Genomic DNA, 18,943 nt, shown 5'->3' with positions numbered 1-18,943 from the left:
TTACTGATGCCGTCTCCCTACAGTGTGGTCTATTTACCTGAAAATAGCTGTAATTTTTGGCGTTGCAGCAAATTTTGCTATTGTGACTCACATTCTCGTTTCGTTACATAGTGGCGATAGCGAAACATAGCTTCTAGTTGCACTTGCACTAACCAACCACTGACAAATTCAACCGTACCTCCACCAGGCATAGAGAAGGAAATAGCATCAGTCAGCCTAGTTTTGCCAGCTTCCGGTTCAAATTCATGTCGATGTACCCAAGATTCAAAGGGGCCAGATATCTGTTCGTCGGTAAACAGGCGATATTTTTCATATTCACTATGACGCGCTAACCAAGTTAAGGGTAATAGGCCAATATACAGGCGAAATTCTGTAATAGCGCCCACGTTCAGTCCCCCTTCACGACGAACGATTTGGACTGGCTGCCAAGGTGGGTTCAGCAGTTGCAAAATATCTGCCCTTTCGTGAAATTTCCAAACTACTTCTGGTGGGGCATTAATTACTGAGGAATGTTTAAAGTGCAGCATGGAAAGAAAAACCTAAAATTCAACTTTCTGATTCTGTATCAATCTCGATATCTAAGGTATCTTCATCAACCCGAACATACAAAATATTTGGGTTACAGCAAACTTGACAATCTTCAACATAAGATTGCTGTCCTCCAGCACTCAAATCAATAAAAGTTAAGTTCGGTTCGCCGCAATAGGCGCAGTAATACTCGGCTGTGTTTTGCATCAAGTTTTCAGCTATGAATTCAATGGCTGTAGTTCTTTGGGGGATGGGTTGATATAACTTTTAGCATCAGCCAAATGCTTTAGTAGTGTAGACTGTGGCAGAGGCCCTTGCAAGTGGCTCCAGGGTAATACTTGTTCTGTTGACCATTCGGCGTGGACGTAGAAATCTAAATCGGGGATTTGTCCTTTGAGTTGTTTGAAAGCACGTTTGTAGCTACCCAAGGAGTCGCCAAAGTCACGAGTAAGTTGCAGGAGTTGGGACACTCTGCGATCGCCTCTGGATAACAAAGCCTGTATAATTGACCAATTATAGCTTTCTGGGCGAAATTCTATCCCTTGTGGTTTTAGCTGTTTTTGCAAAAACTGCAACCGCTTTTCGGCTTGGCGATTCACCCCAAACCATTGAAATGGTGTGTGTGCTTTGGGTACAAAGGTGCTGCATCCGTATGTTAACCGCAATCCCGGCGCAGCTTTTTTGATATTACGCATCATCACTATGGTTTGTTCTAAATCTTCTGCTTCTTCACCGGGAATTCCTGCCATTCCGTAAAGTTTCAAGCTTTTTAATCCGCCAGCTTTGGCATTTATCGCTGCTTGGATAATTTCGTCGTTATGCAGTTTTTTGTTGACAATTTGCCGGATTTTCTCAGAACCACTCTCTACTGCAATGGTAAGCGATCGCGTGTCTCGTTTCGTCAAAGTTGCTGCTAACTGCACCGTTACAGTATTAGTTCGCACTGAAGCAATACTGAGACGGACATCATCGTACTTCGGTTGACTAATATAATCCAGCAACGCTTCAAATTCTGGATGCTGAGTTACAGAAGCCCCCAATAATCCTAGCCGATTTGTGACTTCTAAACCTTTTGCGATCGCTGGAATTAACGAATCTTCAAGGCTGGCTGTTCTAAAAGGCAGTGTGAGATAACTCGCCAAACAAAAACGGCACATTTCGGGACAACTTCTCACCACTTCCACCATGTAAATATTTTCCCATGCGGCTTTTTCGGTGACTACAGTCGAAGCTGATAGCGTATTTCCTCTGTAGGTTTGCTTTTGTACCACTGCGGGAATTTCGGGAGAAATTGGTTTAATAGACTTTATTTCACCATCTATGTTGTGATATTCCACCTCATACAAACTGGGTACATAAATTCCTGGGATTTGTGCAAGTCTTTTTAGTTGAGTTTGTCTTGAGGCATTTCTGACTTCTTTGTACGCCTCAATGAAATTTCCCAGGAGGTTTTCGCCATCCCCCAGTAAAATTACATCAAAAAAAGCTGCAAAAGGTTCGGGATTGGCTGTCAGAACCGGCCCACCACCAAAAATTATCCCATGAGTTTCATCACGAGAAGTTGCCAAAATAGGGATTTCTAAAGATTCCAGCAGATTTAAAATATTCACATAATCCAGTTCCCAGGAAATCGAAAATCCCACAATTTCCGGCGTTCTGGGGAGTTGTTCGTGAGTATCTGTAAACAGGCGACTCACCTGCACATCATCACGCATTGCCAAAGTTGCCCAAACTACCTGATAGCCGAGGCTAGTGATACCTACGCTGTACTCATTGGGAAAGGCGAAAATTATCGGGATAGCGTTGGTTTGTGGGTTAGCGGGGGTGAAAAGGAGGCGTTCAGAGGTAAATACAGATGATGTCACAGGTGTTTTTAGGGGTGTTTGAATAATCGAGTCTCATAGAATTCGCGCCTACACAGGCAAAAACCACTTTTCCTTCTCTTTTCTACGAGAGGGTACGCGAACCTGGGTTTGATTTTAGTTTGCGTCAGGCTGACGATAGTTTGTCTAGCCGCGATTTATAGTCGCCAGGGCTTCTTTATCTATATTTAATTTTAAGCCATAGAATTATCAAGTTAAATAACAATGTCACACTATTAGCAAGAATAATTGGCAAGGCTTGGAGATAAATTCCGTAGATTAACCACAAAAAAACACCAATTATGAATGTAACCAACGTCACCATAGAAACATCTTTTGCTGATTTTGTTTGCCAGGTTTTAAACATCTGTGGCAAAAAAGATACTGTGGTTATTGTGGCAGCCGCTAATCCTAAAATTGTCAAAAAATCCATTGCGATGCAAACCTATAAAATAAAGTTTTCATTAGTTAAAAAACTTATAAATTGATTTTTATCCCACATTCCGCACTTCAAAATGTATTATCTATCTTTTCAATAAAAATTCCTAATAATGTTCAAATTATTAAGTATTAATATTGAATACCATTGGCGATTTATGTTGTTGATTTAACCATTTTTTTCCACCTATGGGAAATCTACGCATATTACACGATGAAGTGCGGAAAGTCGGTTTTATAATACTGTATTTATGTCTTCGATTTTATATTGTAACGTGAGTTAGAAAGTGGAAAAAACAAAAAAGAAAAAGAGTTTAACTCTTTTCCCTAATCATTAAAGGATATGTGATTGACACTAACAAAACCTGTGAATTAATTCTTCACGGGATAACTGCAACAGTAAAGGCGTAAACTCTTCTGGTGTTAACCTTAATAAAGGTTCAATAATTGCTTGAAGCTGATTATCTATTTCACTAAAACGAACTTTGAGCAAGTTTTGCACTACCAAGCGTTCTCTCTGCTGAATTCCTCGTTGTTTAGCCTGTTTTTGCTCTTGTTGGTAAAGTGGTGCTAATCGCATACGTAATTCCCTATCTTCCTCTAATAATTTTAAGAGTTTTTGGCGAATTGGTCGTGAATAAATCTGGTCATGTTAGTAGTTTGGTGATGTAAACCAGTTTATTTACTATTATTTTGCGACTTCTTGAGATAAGACTTAGCCCAAGAGTAGCGTTGTGGATCTTTTTTCAGTAAATATTCTGCTGCTTCATGTCGTTTGTTCTCATCCTTCGTACTCCTGATTACTCGTTTTCTTTCAGCATCTATATCTTCAGTCTCAGCACCACGTTCAATAGCTTGTTCAAACCAATAATCACCTTCTTCATACTCATGTCTGTCATAACATATAGCACCTATTAAGGTGTAAGGTTGATGACTATCAGGCTGATATTCCATAGCTTTTTTTGCACAATTTTCTGCCTCAGCCAAGTTGTCTATATCTCTGAAGGCTGCACCTCTAGTAACTAAAATAGCTGATTTTAGATTACTGCCCTTAACTCTATTTAAGTCTAAGTTAGTAAGCTTTAATGCTTGATTGGGTTCATTTGCTTTGCGCCAATAACTACTAGCTGTGGGGATATGCCACTTGTGTCGAGTACGGTAAAATTCCTGTTCATAAAACTCTGCCTCTAACCTATAATATGCAAGAGCAATTGTTCCGCCACTAGATAATAGATCGTCTTCCATAAGCTGTAAAACTAACTTAGGATCTAGCCGTTCTTTTTTCTCTAGTTTTACCATAATTGCGTAAAATTGCTCTTGTAGCAGTGAAGGATATGCCACCAATTTATATTTTCTTTTGACTGCATCAAAGTGCTTTTGTTGGGCTAAAATAATGATATCTTCATATTTATTATTTTTCAGCCAGTCAATTTCTAAATCACTCAAAACTACTTCTGATACTATTTTTGACTTCAAGAATAACGCATATCTATCATTAGCAATTTTAATTGTTTCAGGTAGTTCAAGTTCTTTTAGAAGTTTAATATCCTGCTCATTTAAATAAGCTTGCAAATCAAGCTTTTTAAGGATAGTGTATAGATAGTTATCAGGTGATAAATCTTGATATTGGCTAACCTGATATTTTATCTGCAATGCAATAAATTCTCGTTTTCTTTCAAATTCATCAGCAATAGCAATTGTTTCGTTAAGTCCTTGCTGTTCTAACCAGTAAATTTCTGAATAAATTAATTTTTTGTTAGTATCAAGTTTTTGTAATATTTGATATAGTTGACTTGATAAGGATGTATCTGGGTGTTGGCTTGCTTGATACTTACTCTTTAGCTGGGTAACTTTAGCTCGTCTTGCAGACTCTTGTTTCTCAAAAGTTTCTATGGTTTCAAAAAGTTCATGATTTAGTAACCACTCATATTCCTCGTCACTTAAACTTGTTTCTGTCTCTAGCTTTTTTAGTATTTTATACAGTGGGCTATCAGGATATGAATCTTGAGACTTGGTAGCTTGATATTTATCCTTTAAATCAGCAAAGCGTTTTATATCTTGAACAATAGCAACTGTTTAAGTAAGATTATTATCTTGCAAGAATTTTACTTCTGAATCAGTCAAGCTATTTTCTGATTCAAGTTTCCAAAGTATTGGATACAAAACACTGCTTAATGATGATTCCCAATTTTTGGCAACTTTATACTTAGCTTTAAGATGAGAAAATTCAGCTTCTAGTCTTTTAGATTCTCCCATCCTAAATTGTTGTAGCCATATAATTTCAAAAGTTTCAAAAAGCTCATGTTCTTGCAACCAATTTAATTCTAATTCGCTGATTTCAATTTCTAAGTCAACTTTTCGTAGGATGAGATAAAGAAGACTAGAGGGTGATGAATCGGGATAATTATTTGCTTGGTATTTGGACTTGAAAGCAGCAAAGTGTTTTAAGCGATTTTGAGATTCTTTGTCCATATTGATAGTAGATGCGATCGCACTTAGCTAATGTGTTATCCGCTACTATAGCAGTCTCGGTAAAAAACGGCGAGTCAGTCACCCACCACCCACCGTTCTTGTTTACGGCGCTTGCTGCTGTTTAAGTCGCCTGAAAATTGTCCCATTGATATAATCTCACAGAAAATCAGGAATTAAAATCTTAGCAAGAGGCACAATAAGCTGGAACGATTATGAAAGCATATCGTTAAGAATCCCGTTGCCTTTAAGCTAGGGAATGTCGAAATCCAGGAAAATTACATGAATGCTGAAGAATTATTAAACCAAGGATTAAACCACAGTTTACAAGGGGATTATCAAGGTGCGATCGCAGATTTTAATCGCGCTATAGAAATCAATCCCAATTTTGCCACAGCCTATTATCACCGAGGTAATGTACGTTACTTTTTAGCTGATTACCAAGGAGCGATCGCCGATCATAACCAAGCATTACAAATCGATCCAAATCTCGCCCAATCATACCACAGCCGGGGTAATGCTTACTTTGCTTTAGAAAAATACGACAAAGCGATCGCTGATTATATCCAAACAATTGAAACTAGTACCCAGTTAGCTGATAATATCAATATTGATATTGCCAATGCTTATCATAATCGGGGTGTAGCTTGTTTTGAGGGCGGCAATCATCAAGAAGCGATCGCTAATTTTCAACAAGCTTTACAGTGGCATCCGAATTTTGCCGCAGCTTACAGCAATCGGGGTAATATTCACCATATCTTAGGAAATTTTTCCGAAGCGATCGCTGACCACAACCGAGCATTACAATTAGATCCAAACTTGGCGGAGGCTTATCATAATCGAGGTAATGCCTACTACTCTTTAGCAGAGTATCAAAGTGCGATCGCTAATTTCAACCGCGCATTAGAAATAAATCCCAGGTTTGCCGGAGCATATTACAATCGGGGTTTGGTTCTTGCTCATCTCAAAGAATATCACCGAGCAATTGAAGATTTTAACCAAGCATTAAAGTTAAATCCTGATGATGTACAAGCCTATTGTGAACGAGGTCTTATTCGTAGTACTCTTGGGGATTATCAGGGTGCGATCGCAGATTACAATCGAGCGTTACAAGAAAATCCGACTCTAGCTTTAGTATACGGCTTTCGGGCAAATGCTCGTCGCCGACTGGGAGATTATCAATGTGCAATTCAAGATAGTAATCGTTTATTACAACTCAATCCTAGTTTAGCAGAAGGATATTGCGATCGCGCGGCGGCTCGTCGTTCTTTAGGAGATCATAAAGGAGCAATTAAAGATTACGATCGGGCATTACAAATTAATGATAACTTAGCCGCAGCTTATTATGGTCGGGGGATTGCCCGTGAAGCCCTGCAAGATTTACAAGGAGCAATTGATGATAACACCCAAGCAATAGAGCTTGTTCCAGAATTTTCGCAAGCGTACTGCAATCGAGGAAATGCTCGTCGTCTTTTGGGGGATGAAAAGGGAGCGCTCGCAGATTATAATCAAGCATTAGAAATTAATCCTGATTTAATTGAAGCATATTACAACCGAGGTTCAACCCACTATGCTTTAGAAGAATACGAAAATGCGATCGCAGATTATACCCAAGCATTACAAATAAATCCCCAATCTGCTGCATTTTACAGCGATCGCGCTAATGCCCGCTATGCCCTAGAAGATTATCAAGGGGCAATAGAAGATTATAGTCGGGCGATCGCAATCGACCCTACCTTTGCCGAAGACTGGTACAATCGGGGTCGTAGCCGTTCTTTATTGGGAAACTTACAGGAAGCGCTTACAGACTTAAACCAAGCCTTGCTGCGTCAGCCTAATTGGGCTTCAGCTTACATCCTTCGGGCAGATGTCTACCGCAATCTGGGTGATTCTCAACGAGCAATTGCGGATTTCCAGAAATCCGCAGACTTGTATTATCAAGAAGGAAATATCCAGTATTATCAACAAATTATAGAGCTAATTGAACAGCTTCGATAAAAGAACCTCACCCCCAACTGTTTCTTGCAAGCGGGGATATGGTGTACACACAAGTCTGAAATAACTGATTAACCAAGGTTTTACCCCACCCTAACCCTCCCCGATATATTGGGGAGGGAACTAAACCGCGTCCATCTTGAAAACTGTAGATATTCCATGATGAAAAGAAAAAACCCTCATCCCCCAGCCCCTTCTCCCAAATTTGGGAGAAGGAGAGCCGCAAAGTTGTCCCTCTCCCTTCTTGGGAGAGGGATTTAGGGTGAGGGCAAAAACTACGGTTCTCAAAATAGATGAGGTTTAGATTCTTGTTTCTCCTTTTAAAAAAGAGCCAACTAGATTCTTGTTTCCCCGATATATTGGAGAGGGAACTAGATTCTAGTTATCGGGGGTAATTGACTTTTGTGTATACCTTAGCCTGCTCTTAGGGAAGACAAAGCACACCTTTGGCTCTTTGGGGAACTCCTGGTTTAATAAGTGATTAAGCGGACATAATATCACTCATTTTTTTCAAAGTGAAAGCGTTCCATAAAGCGGCGGTCAATCCAATCTTTGTAACGCCACAAGAGTTTGTGAGGTGGTAAAGTAATGATACCTCGTGTGGCGATCGCTTGTTCGTCTCCTGTACCAATTAAACTCAAATAATGTTTCTGTGGTCTATAAGGTTTGAGCGACTTACCTAATAAAATTCGCTGCAAATTCCCAAATAAAGGCTTACCTTGCCTAACAGCAAATACCCCAGCTTTCGGACGCGGATAATTTACCATTGTGGCAATATCACCAGTAGCAAATACTTGCGGGTGGGATTGAGATTGCAATGTATCTTCTACTAAAATAAAGCCTTGCTCATCAGTTCCTAGTCCTGCGTTTTTTAACCATTCGGGCGCTGATGCTTGTGTTACCCAAAAAATTTTATTACACTCTACTATCAAGCCAGATTCGCATTTAATCTCAAATATTTCTTTAGTTTCACTATATAGTATAGGTGCAACTTTACACACAGTTTGCCCAAGATGTAGCTTAATACCTCGCTCAGTGAGAATTTGCTGAATTTGATGCCGTACTGATGAATGGTAATTGGGCATCAGTTCTGTGCCACGCTGGAATAAATGAACTTCTAGATTTTGAATTGGTTGTTGAGTTTGACGTAAAATCCGATGTAAATGAGATTGCATCGACAGCGCCAATTCTACACCGCCAGCGCCTCCACCTGCGATCGCAATCTTAATTAGTTCTTGAGGATTTTTACCTACAGCTTCAATTAGTTTATACCAATGCTCCAATAACTGCGATACTGGTTTAGCTGCGATCGCATATTCTGCTGCACCTGATACAGACACACTCGCCGGAGTGCTGCCAATATCAATAGACAGCACATCAAAATCTACCACAAGTCCGCTAGCACAAAGAACTTTGTGATTTTCCAAGTCTAGGGCAACTACTGTATCAATATACAACCGTGCTTGAGCAAAGTTCGCTAAAGGTCGCAAGTCAATATGACATTCATCGTGGCTGTAAAATCCGGCAATATGTCCTGGTAACATTCCAGAGTAGGGTGTATTTTTGGCTGCGGTAATTAATGTCAAACGGACACCAGGTAAAGGCTTTCTTCCAAACATTCTCAGGGTAATTGCATGGCTGTGACCGCCACCAATCAGCACTAAGTCTTTAACTCTAGGCTCTAATTTTTGCTGCATTGAAGTAGTTAATCACAATACTATTTGAGTTGTCAGATTTTTTTGGTTGCCTAGCGCATCTGGTAAAAGAAGGCTATCCTTTATAATTAGTGGTTTTTCATAAATGTAGGACTTACGCAAAATATCTCTCAAACTCCTATTTTTCTGTGTCCTTTGCGCCTAATAAGGTTCGTTATTCCGTAATTACGTAAGTCCTAAAATGATTTATGAATGCCCGATCGCAGGCATCAATCAAAATCATCACGATCGGGGTTAATTGATAGTTAAAAATGAAGACTATTGAGTACAAGTAATCTTTCAAACCTCCTTTTATCACTTAATAATGTTGATAGAAATTATTAATGCTTTTCATTACATAAAAAATATTTTATCCACAAATAACAGTCAGCTATCCAAAATATGTCTGAGGATACATGCTTTTCAGGCAAAAGTTAACCAAACTCAGCATCAGTTGTCAAAAGAACGTTTAAAAATAGCAATTGAACAACTAGGAAATAATACAATAGAAACTAGTCTAGCTGTAATTAATGATTTAGAGCAAATTGCCCAAAATTATCCCCAGTACCACTGGATAATTATGGACATTCTTGCTACTTTTGTCCGAGAAAATGCTCCTTACATACCCCAAGAGAAAGTAACAAACAACCTGTCAACAAAAGTTCGTATAGATATTCAAGCAGCCCTTACCGTTATCGCTAGAAGAGATGTAAGCAAAGACCCAAAAAATGAGCAACTTGATTTGAGTCACACTAACATCAGAGGAGCAAATCTGAATAAGGCAAACTTAGAACAGACAAACCTCTATCAAGCTAATCTTGCTGGAGCTAACCTTAGAGAAGCTAATCTCGCGGGAGCAATTCTCAGTGCAGCTAACCTAGAAGGTACTAACTTATATTTAGCTAATCTAGAAGGAGCAATCCTCAGTGCAGCTAGTCTCAAAGGAGCTAACCTAGAAGCGGCTAACCTGCATTGTGCAAGCTTATATCTAGCTAGGCTGCATGGAGCAGTTCTTAATGATGCCATACTTGATGGGGCAAACCTCAGAGAAGCAAAATTCTTTGAGTAAAACACTAGTACCGCTTTGCAAAAGTCAAAAGTCAAAAGTCAAAATAATTTTATTCTAAGCTCTTGCGCTATTTGAAATGGTATGTACGCTATAGTATGTTCCATGTCATTAACTCGTTAATTGAGGGTCTTGACACCTATTATAATTTTCTGCTAAATGCTATACTATTTTTCCTCAACATCTAAGTAATAATTCTAGGTTGTAAGGAAAATCGTTACCATGTCTTCTAAAAAGACAGACGCTCTTTTGAATTGGTTGATAAGTATAACAGTTATATTTGGCTTCTCATTGACTGTAATTTTTTTCGCGTTATCTAGTATTAAAGAATTGTCAATCCAGGAAAAAATTCAGTATAGAAACCAAGCATTAACAACGACTGCAATAGTTTTTCTGGCATCGGCAGCAATATTTAATACTTATTATGCAGCAAAGCGGGCCCAAGCGATGCAGAAAAATGCGATCGCAGCTGAGAAAAACCTGGAAATTGGCATTCAAAATGCAAAAGTTAATCAAGACAGATTAATTTCAGAGCGCTTTATGGGTGCAATTGCCCAGCTTGGTCATGAAAAAGTTGAAACTCGGACAGGTGCAATTTATGCATTAGAAAGAGTTGCTCAGGATTTTTCTAAAGAACACTGGACAATCATGGAAATTCTCACTGCCTTTGTGCGAGAAAATGCACCTATCCAGCAGGTGAGAGTAGAGCAAAAAAACCCGGAATATCAAGAAGCAGCTTACTCAGGTAGGCACAGAGGTGGGTCGCCTCCGACACAGCAGTTGGAGCAAAACTTACATGAAGAATTTCCTAAAATCCGCACTGATATTCAAGCAGCTTTAACTGTCATCGGTAGACGTAATTTACTCGAAGACCCAAAAGAGCAAAAACTTGATTTACGTAATATTGACATTAGACGAGCAGACCTGCTAGGAGTTAATCTGCAACAAGCAGACTTACGTGGTTCTGACCTGAGTGGGGCTGACCTACGGGGAGCAGACTTGAGTGAGGCTGACCTAAACGGCGCTAAACTCGTGAGGTCTAATCTCTATGAAACCAAATTACTAAAAGCTAGCCTTTGTGGAGCAAACCTGTGTTGGGCTAATCTCAACCGCGCTAATCTCAGTGGGGCAAACATGCGTTCAGCCAACCTCTCTGGAGCAAGTCTGCGCGTAACTAATCTGCAAGGAGCAAACCTCTATAAAGCTAACTTACAACAAGCCACCTTAAAAACGGCCAACCTCTCTGGGGCAAAGCTATTTTTAGCTAATTTGCAAGGAGCAAAATTGGGTAAAGCCAACTTGCAGATGACGGGTTTGATTGGTGCCAACCTTTCAGGGGCTAACTTGAATGGTGCCAATCTTTCTGGGGCTAACTTGAATGCAGCCAAACTCCATCAAACAGAAGTCTATTTTGCCAACCTCTCAGAAGCCAGTTTAACGGAAGCTGACCTTTATCAAGCAAACCTTATCGGAGCTAACCTGTATAGGGCGACTTTTTATCAAGCAAACCTGACTCAAGCAAACCTGATGGGAGCTAACTTTTCAGAAGCTGACCTGAGTCATGTCAAACTGGAAGGGACAATTTTAACAGGGGCGAAAAACTTAGAGTTGCAGCAGATTAGAAAAGCACTTGGCGATCGCACCACTCGTCTACCTGATTATATAGAAGTACCGACAGATTGGCGACAATCAAGTTGACTTATCACAGCATCATTAGTTATTTGGGCGTATTCTACCAGTTTCACTTAATGCTATAGTTTTTACCAAAATTAACCGTAATAATTCTGAAGATAAAGAAGATGTATGAAAGAAATTAAACTGATACAAATTCTGGCAATTTCTGGTAGTCTTCGGAATGCTTCATCGAACACGGCTTTACTTCGATCTGCCATCGGTTTAGCATCAGAAGGAGTTAAAATTACTCTGTATGAGGGTCTTGGTAATCTCCCACATTTTAACCCCGATCTAGAGGGAAGAGAAATATTTTCAGTCAAAGACATTCGTACTCAACTTCAAATTTCTGATGGCGTATTGATATCTAGTCCAGAATATGCACATGGTATACCTGGCGTATTAAAGAATGCTCTCGATTGGGTCGTTGGTTCTGGAGAACTTTACCGCAAGCCTGTTGCCCTAATCAATGCCTCACCACGAGCAATACATGCACAAGCTTCTTTGAAAGAAATACTGATGACAATGGATGCACATATCATTAATGAAGCATCAGTAACAGTTCCCCTTTCTAGTAATCAAATTGACGAAAGCAGTATCCTTTCGGACTCTGAACTATCAGGTATACTGCACAAGGCTATTGTATCATTCGTATCTGCGATTAAAATTATCGCAAAGTCAGCGCTATGAGAGTCTACTTCTGCACTTTTTTTCGGATAACTACAACTGCAAGCGAGCAACGCGATTTGGTGAGGTTGAGCAAAAAAGGTGCGATTGCTAAAAACCTATAAGCATAAATATCAGCCTAAAACGTATAGAACGGCTAACATCAGTAAACCAAAAAGTTTTTCTCAAGGGCGATCGCACAACAATCTTACCGAAAAATCTTCAACAACCGGAACATTGGAAAGCTTAAGTTTCACTCTCTGAACTCGAACCTTGAGCCTCTGAACCTCAACGTTGAGCCTTTTAACTCCAACGTTGAGCCTTTTACATAACCTGAGAGATATTACCCGTCTTACCTGAAGATCGCCCTTTGGTTGATGCCAAATTTCGGACTGCTCTAATTAATCAGAATATCTGGGATTTTGAGTGCCGCATTCGCCGTGTTGATGGAGAATTACGCTGGATTTGGGCAAGGGGTCATATTTATCATAATGCTCAAGGGGAAGCAGTGCGGATGCTGGGGTTGATCGCCGACATCAGCGAACAGCAAGCTGCGCTGCGCGATCGCAATATAGTAGAAGAAACGCTACGTGGCAGCGAGGAGCGATATCGAATTTTAACGGAAGTGTCGCCCCAGGCTATTTGGATGGGCGATAGCCATAGTGGTATTACTTATTGCAATCAATACTGGTTTGACTACAGTGGACTGATAATGGAGCAGACTACTGGCTATGGCTGGATTGATATCATTCACCCCGAAGACCGCGATCGCGTCTTTAAAACTTCGATGCAGGCGACGGTACAACAACTAGAAAATTTGGTGGGCTAGGATTAGGTTTAGCGATCGCTCGTCACTTGGTCGAAATGCACTTCAGAGCCAATACAAGCGTTTCAATTGCGTGGAATAGCTTCGCTTCAGGCACAACCATGTTATGTCTCTACCACTACCCACGCATTCGTGAGATTTTAAGATAAAGTGCCTTTTGTCAATCAGTTAAAATACTCAAAATAATCTTAATAAAAATTTTGACAGATCCCTTGCTGGTTCTAAAATGAAATTGGACTTCATCGCTAACACGCCCTAGCTTATGCAAGACTTTAGACAAGAAATAAATGCCAGAGCTTTAATAGATTTGGAACAGCGAAGGACTGATTCTATAGGTTTGGAACAGCGAAGGACTTGGTATTCTCCGGTTGCTGATGTTTATTACAATGCAAGAGCGGACTATCCAAAAGAACTAATTGATCGGTCTGTGGCTTTAGCCCAACTTGACTCAGATGCATCGATTCTTGAGGTTGGTTGTGGTCCAGGAAATGCGACGGTGGCTTTTGCTCAATTTGGTTTTTCAATGACGTGTATTGAGCCAAACCAGGATTTTTGTCATTTGGTACAACAGAACTGCGATCAATATCCAAAAGTTACAATTTGCAATACTTCATTTGAGGAGTGGGAACTAGAACCAAAACAGTTCAATGCCGTTCTAGGAGCCAATGCCTTTCACTGGATACCGCCAGAGATTAGATATACCAAGGCAGCAGAGGCAATGTGCGATAACGGTTTTCTTATCCTACTATGGAATCTGACCCCAGAACCGAAATACGAAGTTTACCAAGTTCTAGAGGAAGTGTATCAAGCTTATGCGCCCTCCTTTGTTCGATATGAAGGTGCGGAAGTTCAAGCGGACATTTTGAGGGGGTTTGGACAAGATATTTTAGACTCCAATTGTTTTAAAGAGTTGGTTGTCGAGCAAACTGCGTGTGAAGTCACCTATAGCATTGATAACTACCTCAAGCTTTTGAGTACCTTTCGGAGACTACAGCCAGAAACCAAAGAGTTACTATTTGCAGGATTGCGCCAGAAGCTAGAAAAATTTGGAGATAGCGTACAACTTGAGTTTCTTTCTGCTGTTCATGTTGCCCGCAAAGCACCTGTGTGAAAAGCCTCTTTAATTCTCCATCGTCTGCGGTATAAGTCAGTGACAACGTAGGGAGGTAAAACTTGTGGGTCAAGCACAGTGACCAAATATACTTTTTTTACCTCTCACAGATGCTATCTACCGCAGTTCAGAGGATGTTTGAAAAATAACTTATCAAAGATTTTATAGATAATTTCTATGAGATAGATTTAATAGTCAGTCAAGTAGTTACGTGTTTGTACTCTATCATAACCTTACAGATCCTCTTAAAATCAACCTAAATTTACTTCCGTAAGGGGTCAGATATGAAGACTTACGACATGTCTTTCATAAAGACAAATGGATTCACGACTCTATTGGTATTTGTCTCAATTATATTTATTTTCACATTAACTCTAATTTTTTCCTTCTTTGAAAACATTGCAGAATTTACAAATCAACAAAAAATAGAATATATTAATCAAGCATTAACAACTGTTGCCATCATTATTGGAGGATTAGCATTAATTATTAATGCCTACTATACTTCCAGACTCTCTTTTAGCGATCAGAGTGTATTCACCAAACTCATTGCTGGGACACTAACTTGGGACAACAACATCGTAACTGACATTAAGAATACCCAAGAAACTTTAGAAGAAATTGTTCCACAACGTTTTTCTAAGGCAATCGAACAGTTGGGAAATGAAAAAATTGAAACGCGGTTTGCGGCAATTTATGCTTTAGAGCGAATTGCTAAGGATTCTCACAAAGATCATTGGACAATTATGGAAATTCTCGCTGCGTTTATCCGCGAGAATGCCCCACTAAATCAGCAAGATGAGGACGAGTCACAGAACTCATCAAAACTTCCTACAGATATTCAAACAGCCTTGACTGTCATTGGACGACGCGATTCACATAAAGATCCGGTAAATCAGAAACTAGATTTACGCAATACAGACCTCAGTAATGCAGACTTAACCGAAGCTAACCTTTCTAGGGCAATCCTCATAGGAGCTAACTTGCAATGGGTCAATTTTACCCGAGCAAATCTCTCAGAGGCAGACTTATCAATAACCTATCTTTGTGGCTCAATCTTCTATGAAGCCAACCTCTCAAAGGCAATCCTCCCAGAAGCCAATCTTCAAGGCGTAGTCCTCAGAAAAGCAAACCTCTCAAAGGCAGTCCTTTACGATGCAAACTTGGAAGGAGCAATCCTTTGTGATGCCAAATTACAAGCAGCAATCCTTTGTGGTGCCAACTTAGAAGGAGCAATCCTTTGTGATGCCAACTTAGAAGGAATAAACCTTGAGGATAGCAACCTTCAAGATGCCAACCTGATTGGTAGTAACTTGCAAAACGCAAAACTTGCTGGAGCCAACCTAGAAGCTGTGTTACTCAGTACAGCTAACCTGCAAGATGCTAACTTCGAAGAAGCTAACCTCTCTAGAGCAAACTTGAGCGGATGTGAAAACCTTCAATTACAGCAGATTGAACAGGCAATTGGCGATCGCACAACAATCCTACCAGAAAACTTTAAAATACCCAAAAGCTGGAAGTAACAAAAAGCTAAAATTTCAGCATCTAAAACTCAATTATACAGTATGGTAGCACAGCTATAGCGGTTCTCGCTTGGGTGCAGTACATTTTTGACCTCACTTCCATTCCTCTCTCCTAAAAGGAGAGAGGCTTTGAATCTTAATCCCCTTCCCTTTTAGGGAAGGGGTTTGGGGTGGTATTATTGTACCTCACCCAAGCGAGAACCGCTATATTATAATTTGGTGACAAAAATCTTTTTCTGACTGAATTTATCTCTAATTGTTGGCGCTGTTACAACCCGCAGTTTTGAAAACATTTACTATACCTGAGTCCTTTAAAAAAAAAGTATTTCGTCAAAAACATAAATGTATTAATACTGGATGACTTCTTGTTATTTGATCCAGCTAAATCCCAGTAGGTTGGTAAATTCTCAATAATTACCATTTTTAATTAAATCGGAATCGAAAAATTCACAATAACTATTTAGTTTTTTCTGCGCCACTAGTTAAGAGGTAATCTATGGTGCGAAACTCAAAGCTAGGGTACAGAACGTTCCCTAAGTCTATTCTGCGTCTATCCGTTGGTATAGGTATAATTGCATTTTTATCGATTGGGGGAATAAGTTTTTATATACTAAAAAGCTGGCAAAATTATGCAAATTCAGAAGCACAAGTGCCAGTAACACAATTGCCACAGTTAAAAACGGTAACAGCTTTAGGGTGGATTGAACCACAGGGAAAGGTAATTAAACTCTCTGCTGCGGTATCTGCGGAAGGAAGTAGGGTAGAAAAGTTGTTAGTGAAAGAGGGGGATAAAGTAAAAGCAGGACAAGTGATTGCGATTTTGAACAGCCGCGATCGCGGCCATGCAGAATTAGAACAGGCACAGGAACAAGTAAAAGTAGCCCAGGCGAACCTAAACCGCACCCAAGCAGGTGCTAAACCCGGTGAAATTGCCGCCCAAAAAGCCGCGATCGCTCGCTTAGAAGCAGAACGCCAAGGTGATATTAATGTCCAAGCAGCGACAATTGAGCGATTCCAAGCCGAAGTGCGTAACGCCCAAGCAGAAGACAAACGCTATCAGCAGCTATATCAACAGGGGGCAATTTCCGCCTCCCAAGGAGATAACAAGCATTTAAACTTGGAAACCGCTCAAAAAAACCTGCAAGAAGCACAAGCGCAGTTAAATCGAACACAATCAACTAGCCAGCAAGAGATTAAAGAAGCCACAGCAACACTCGATAAAATCGCCAAAGTCCCCGGAGTAGATATAGAAGCTGCCCAAGCAGAAGTCAATCGTGCCGTAGCAGCCATGAATCTGGCAAAAGTAATTTTAAAACAGGCCGAAGTGCGATCGCCTCAAAATGGACAGGTATTTGAGATCCATACTCATCCGGGCGAATTAATCTCAAATGATGGCATTGCTGATATCGGACAAACCAATCAGATGTATGTCATAGCCGAAGTCTACGAAAGCGATATTGACAAAGTGCGTTCAGGGCAGCAAGTGCGAGTTTTTGGTGATTCCCTCTCCATTGAATTGCAGGGAATCGTAGATCGCAAAGGCTTACAAGTGCGGCGACAGAATGTCATTAACACAGATCCTGCTAACAATATCGATAACAGAGTAGTCGAAGTTCATATCCGACTAGATGAAGCCTCCAGCCGAAAAGCCGCCACCTTAACCAATATGCAAGTTAAGGCGGTAATTGAATTGGGAATTGGGAATAGGGAATAGGGAATTGCTTTAAGTTATTCTCCATCTCTCCACTCCCCACTCCCCACTCCCCACTCCTTATAATGTGATTAAACAACTGCGACGACGAACCCCTCTTGGATGGCTGCAACTGAATCATGAAAAAAGCCGTCTTTTAGTGGCATTGTCAGGGATTGCCTTTGCGGATCTTCTCATGTTCATGCAACTGGGTTTTCAGACTGCGCTGTATGACAGTAACACTAGACTACATCGTAGTTTGCAAGCAGACATTGTTTTAACCAGTCCTCAAGCCCGTAACTTGCCAAGCTTGTCTACATTTTCTCGGCGGCGACTTTACCAAGCAATGGATATACCAGGGGTCAAGTCAGCAGAACCAATGTATTTCAACAACACAATCTGGAAAAATCCCCAAACACACCGTGAGACGGGGGTATTAATTATTGGGTTTAATCCAGACAAGCCAGCCTTTAACTTACCCGATGTTAACCAGCAATTGCAGACAATCAAGCTACCAGGTGCTGTATTGTTCGATCGTGGTGCTAGAGGAGATTATCAAAAAGTGATCGCTCAAATTGACCAAGGTAAAACCTTAACCACCGAAATAGAACGGCACACAATTACCCTTAGTGGCTTATTTCAAATCGGGGCTTCCTTTGGTTCTGATGGCAATTTGATTACCAGCGATCAAAACTTTTTGCGGCTATTTTCTGGGCGACAGTCCAGCAGTATCAGTTTGGGTTTGATAAAGGTAAAACCAGGTTATGACCCGAAAAAGGTAGCAGCAATATTGAAAGCCTACCTAAAAGATGATGTCAGAGTCTTAACCCACGCCGAATTTATTGAATTTGAGAACAACTTTTGGAGAACAAATTCCCCAATTGGGTTTATTTTCAGCCTCGGTGTATCAATGGGCTTTGTGGTGGGCGTGATTATCGTCTATCAAGTCCTTTCCACCGATGTTAATGCCCACGTTCGGGAATACGCCACCTTCAAAGCAATGGGATATCGCAATTATTATCTACTAGGTGTGGTGCTTGAAGAATCGTTGATATTGGCAGCACTGGGCTTCTTCCCCGGATTAGGAGTATCCTTAGCACTTTACCAACTGACTCGCACTGCCACAAATTTGCCCATGTACATGACTGCAATTCGAGCATTGCAGGTATTAGTGCTGACTATCATTATGTGTGCAATTTCCGGTGCGATCGCAACCCGCAAACTCCAAGCCACCGACCCTGCTGATATGTTTTAGAACTAAGGGAGTGGGGAGTAGGGAATAGGGAATAGGGAAAAATTTTTACAACTCCAAACTCCTAACTCCTAACTCCTAACTCCTAACTCCTAACTCCTAACTCCTAACTCCTAACTCCTAACTCCTAACTCCTAACTCCTAACTCCTAA

17 protein-coding genes and 1 pseudogene are annotated in these 18,943 nt (G+C 40.4%); 10 read left to right on the top strand and 8 right to left on the bottom strand.

The genetic code is table 11. The features are described 5' to 3' along the window. Nucleotides 1-77: 77 nt before the first annotated feature. The 7 genes from V7K32_RS08060 to V7K32_RS08030 all read right to left on the bottom strand — a co-directional run bounded on the left by V7K32_RS08060 (nucleotide 78) and on the right by V7K32_RS08030 (nucleotide 5,300). The gene (locus V7K32_RS08060; RefSeq protein ID WP_334991945.1) at nucleotides 78-527 is read right to left on the bottom strand and encodes an SRPBCC family protein; all 450 of its coding nucleotides are present in this window, start codon (nucleotides 525-527) and stop codon (nucleotides 78-80) included. Between the two features lie 19 nt (nucleotides 528-546). Next, a complete protein-coding gene (locus V7K32_RS08055; protein ID WP_012411100.1) occupies nucleotides 547-735 on the bottom strand; it encodes a CPXCG motif-containing cysteine-rich protein in 189 nt (62 codons plus the stop codon). A gap of 11 nt (nucleotides 736-746) precedes the next feature. After that, the gene (locus V7K32_RS08050; RefSeq protein ID WP_334991943.1) at nucleotides 747-2,393 is read right to left on the bottom strand and encodes a B12-binding domain-containing radical SAM protein; all 1,647 of its coding nucleotides are present in this window, start codon (nucleotides 2,391-2,393) and stop codon (nucleotides 747-749) included. Nucleotides 2,394-2,568: 175 nt separating this feature from the next. Next, a complete protein-coding gene (locus V7K32_RS08045; RefSeq protein ID WP_334991941.1) occupies nucleotides 2,569-2,823 on the bottom strand; it encodes a SemiSWEET transporter in 255 nt (84 codons plus the stop codon). 360 nt (nucleotides 2,824-3,183) lie between these two features. Continuing rightward, entirely contained in the window at nucleotides 3,184-3,408 is a 225-nt protein-coding gene (locus tag V7K32_RS08040) for a hypothetical protein (RefSeq protein ID WP_334991939.1), read from the bottom strand. Nucleotides 3,409-3,506: 98 nt separating this feature from the next. Then, entirely contained in the window at nucleotides 3,507-4,481 is a 975-nt protein-coding gene (locus tag V7K32_RS08035) for a hypothetical protein (RefSeq protein ID WP_334991937.1), read from the bottom strand. Nucleotides 4,482-4,904: 423 nt separating this feature from the next. After that, complete coding sequence (locus V7K32_RS08030) at nucleotides 4,905-5,300, bottom strand: hypothetical protein (protein WP_334991935.1); 396 nt, start codon at nucleotides 5,298-5,300, stop codon at nucleotides 4,905-4,907. A gap of 279 nt (nucleotides 5,301-5,579) precedes the next feature. Between V7K32_RS08030 and V7K32_RS08025 the strand changes: the two genes are divergently transcribed. Next, complete coding sequence (locus V7K32_RS08025) at nucleotides 5,580-7,295, top strand: tetratricopeptide repeat protein (protein WP_334991933.1); 1,716 nt, start codon at nucleotides 5,580-5,582, stop codon at nucleotides 7,293-7,295. 494 nt (nucleotides 7,296-7,789) lie between these two features. Here the strand turns inward: V7K32_RS08025 and V7K32_RS08020 are convergent, their stop codons facing one another. Then, entirely contained in the window at nucleotides 7,790-8,989 is a 1,200-nt protein-coding gene (locus V7K32_RS08020) for an FAD-dependent oxidoreductase (protein WP_334991931.1), read from the bottom strand. A gap of 451 nt (nucleotides 8,990-9,440) precedes the next feature. Between V7K32_RS08020 and V7K32_RS08015 the strand changes: the two genes are divergently transcribed. From V7K32_RS08015 to devC, 9 genes and pseudogenes are all read left to right on the top strand, one after another. Further along, nucleotides 9,441-10,055: a pentapeptide repeat-containing protein gene (locus V7K32_RS08015; protein ID WP_334991929.1), complete on the top strand. Its 615-nt coding sequence runs from the start codon at nucleotides 9,441-9,443 to the stop codon at nucleotides 10,053-10,055. Between the two features lie 219 nt (nucleotides 10,056-10,274). Further along, nucleotides 10,275-11,750, top strand: coding sequence for a pentapeptide repeat-containing protein (locus V7K32_RS08010; RefSeq protein ID WP_334991927.1), 1,476 nt, complete (start codon nucleotides 10,275-10,277; stop codon nucleotides 11,748-11,750). 105 nt (nucleotides 11,751-11,855) lie between these two features. Beyond that, the gene (locus V7K32_RS08005; protein ID WP_334991925.1) at nucleotides 11,856-12,413 is read left to right on the top strand and encodes an NADPH-dependent FMN reductase; all 558 of its coding nucleotides are present in this window, start codon (nucleotides 11,856-11,858) and stop codon (nucleotides 12,411-12,413) included. 78 nt (nucleotides 12,414-12,491) lie between these two features. Then, the gene (locus tag V7K32_RS08000; protein WP_334991923.1) at nucleotides 12,492-12,653 is read left to right on the top strand and encodes a hypothetical protein; all 162 of its coding nucleotides are present in this window, start codon (nucleotides 12,492-12,494) and stop codon (nucleotides 12,651-12,653) included. Nucleotides 12,654-12,729: 76 nt separating this feature from the next. Next, nucleotides 12,730-13,110 (top strand): annotated as a pseudogene (locus V7K32_RS07995) (PAS domain-containing protein); the annotation flags it as partial. Between the two features lie 367 nt (nucleotides 13,111-13,477). Next, nucleotides 13,478-14,326: a class I SAM-dependent methyltransferase gene (locus V7K32_RS07990; protein ID WP_334991921.1), complete on the top strand. Its 849-nt coding sequence runs from the start codon at nucleotides 13,478-13,480 to the stop codon at nucleotides 14,324-14,326. A gap of 299 nt (nucleotides 14,327-14,625) precedes the next feature. After that, entirely contained in the window at nucleotides 14,626-15,849 is a 1,224-nt protein-coding gene (locus V7K32_RS07985; protein ID WP_334991919.1) for a pentapeptide repeat-containing protein, read from the top strand. Nucleotides 15,850-16,348: 499 nt separating this feature from the next. Beyond that, nucleotides 16,349-17,563 carry an ABC exporter membrane fusion protein gene (locus tag V7K32_RS07980; RefSeq protein WP_442938708.1) on the top strand — a complete coding sequence of 405 codons (1,215 nt, stop codon included), beginning with the start codon at nucleotides 16,349-16,351 and terminating at the stop codon, nucleotides 17,561-17,563. A gap of 64 nt (nucleotides 17,564-17,627) precedes the next feature. After that, complete coding sequence (devC, locus tag V7K32_RS07975; protein WP_334991915.1) at nucleotides 17,628-18,794, top strand: ABC transporter permease DevC; 1,167 nt, start codon at nucleotides 17,628-17,630, stop codon at nucleotides 18,792-18,794. Nucleotides 18,795-18,943: the final 149 nt, after the last annotated feature.

Origin of the sequence: Nostoc sp. (genome assembly GCF_036917635.1) — a bacterium.
GTDB lineage: Bacteria > Cyanobacteriota > Cyanobacteriia > Cyanobacteriales > Nostocaceae > Nostoc.
The sequence above is the reverse complement of the archived record's forward strand: the minus strand, read 5'-3'. Positions and strand labels throughout refer to the sequence as shown.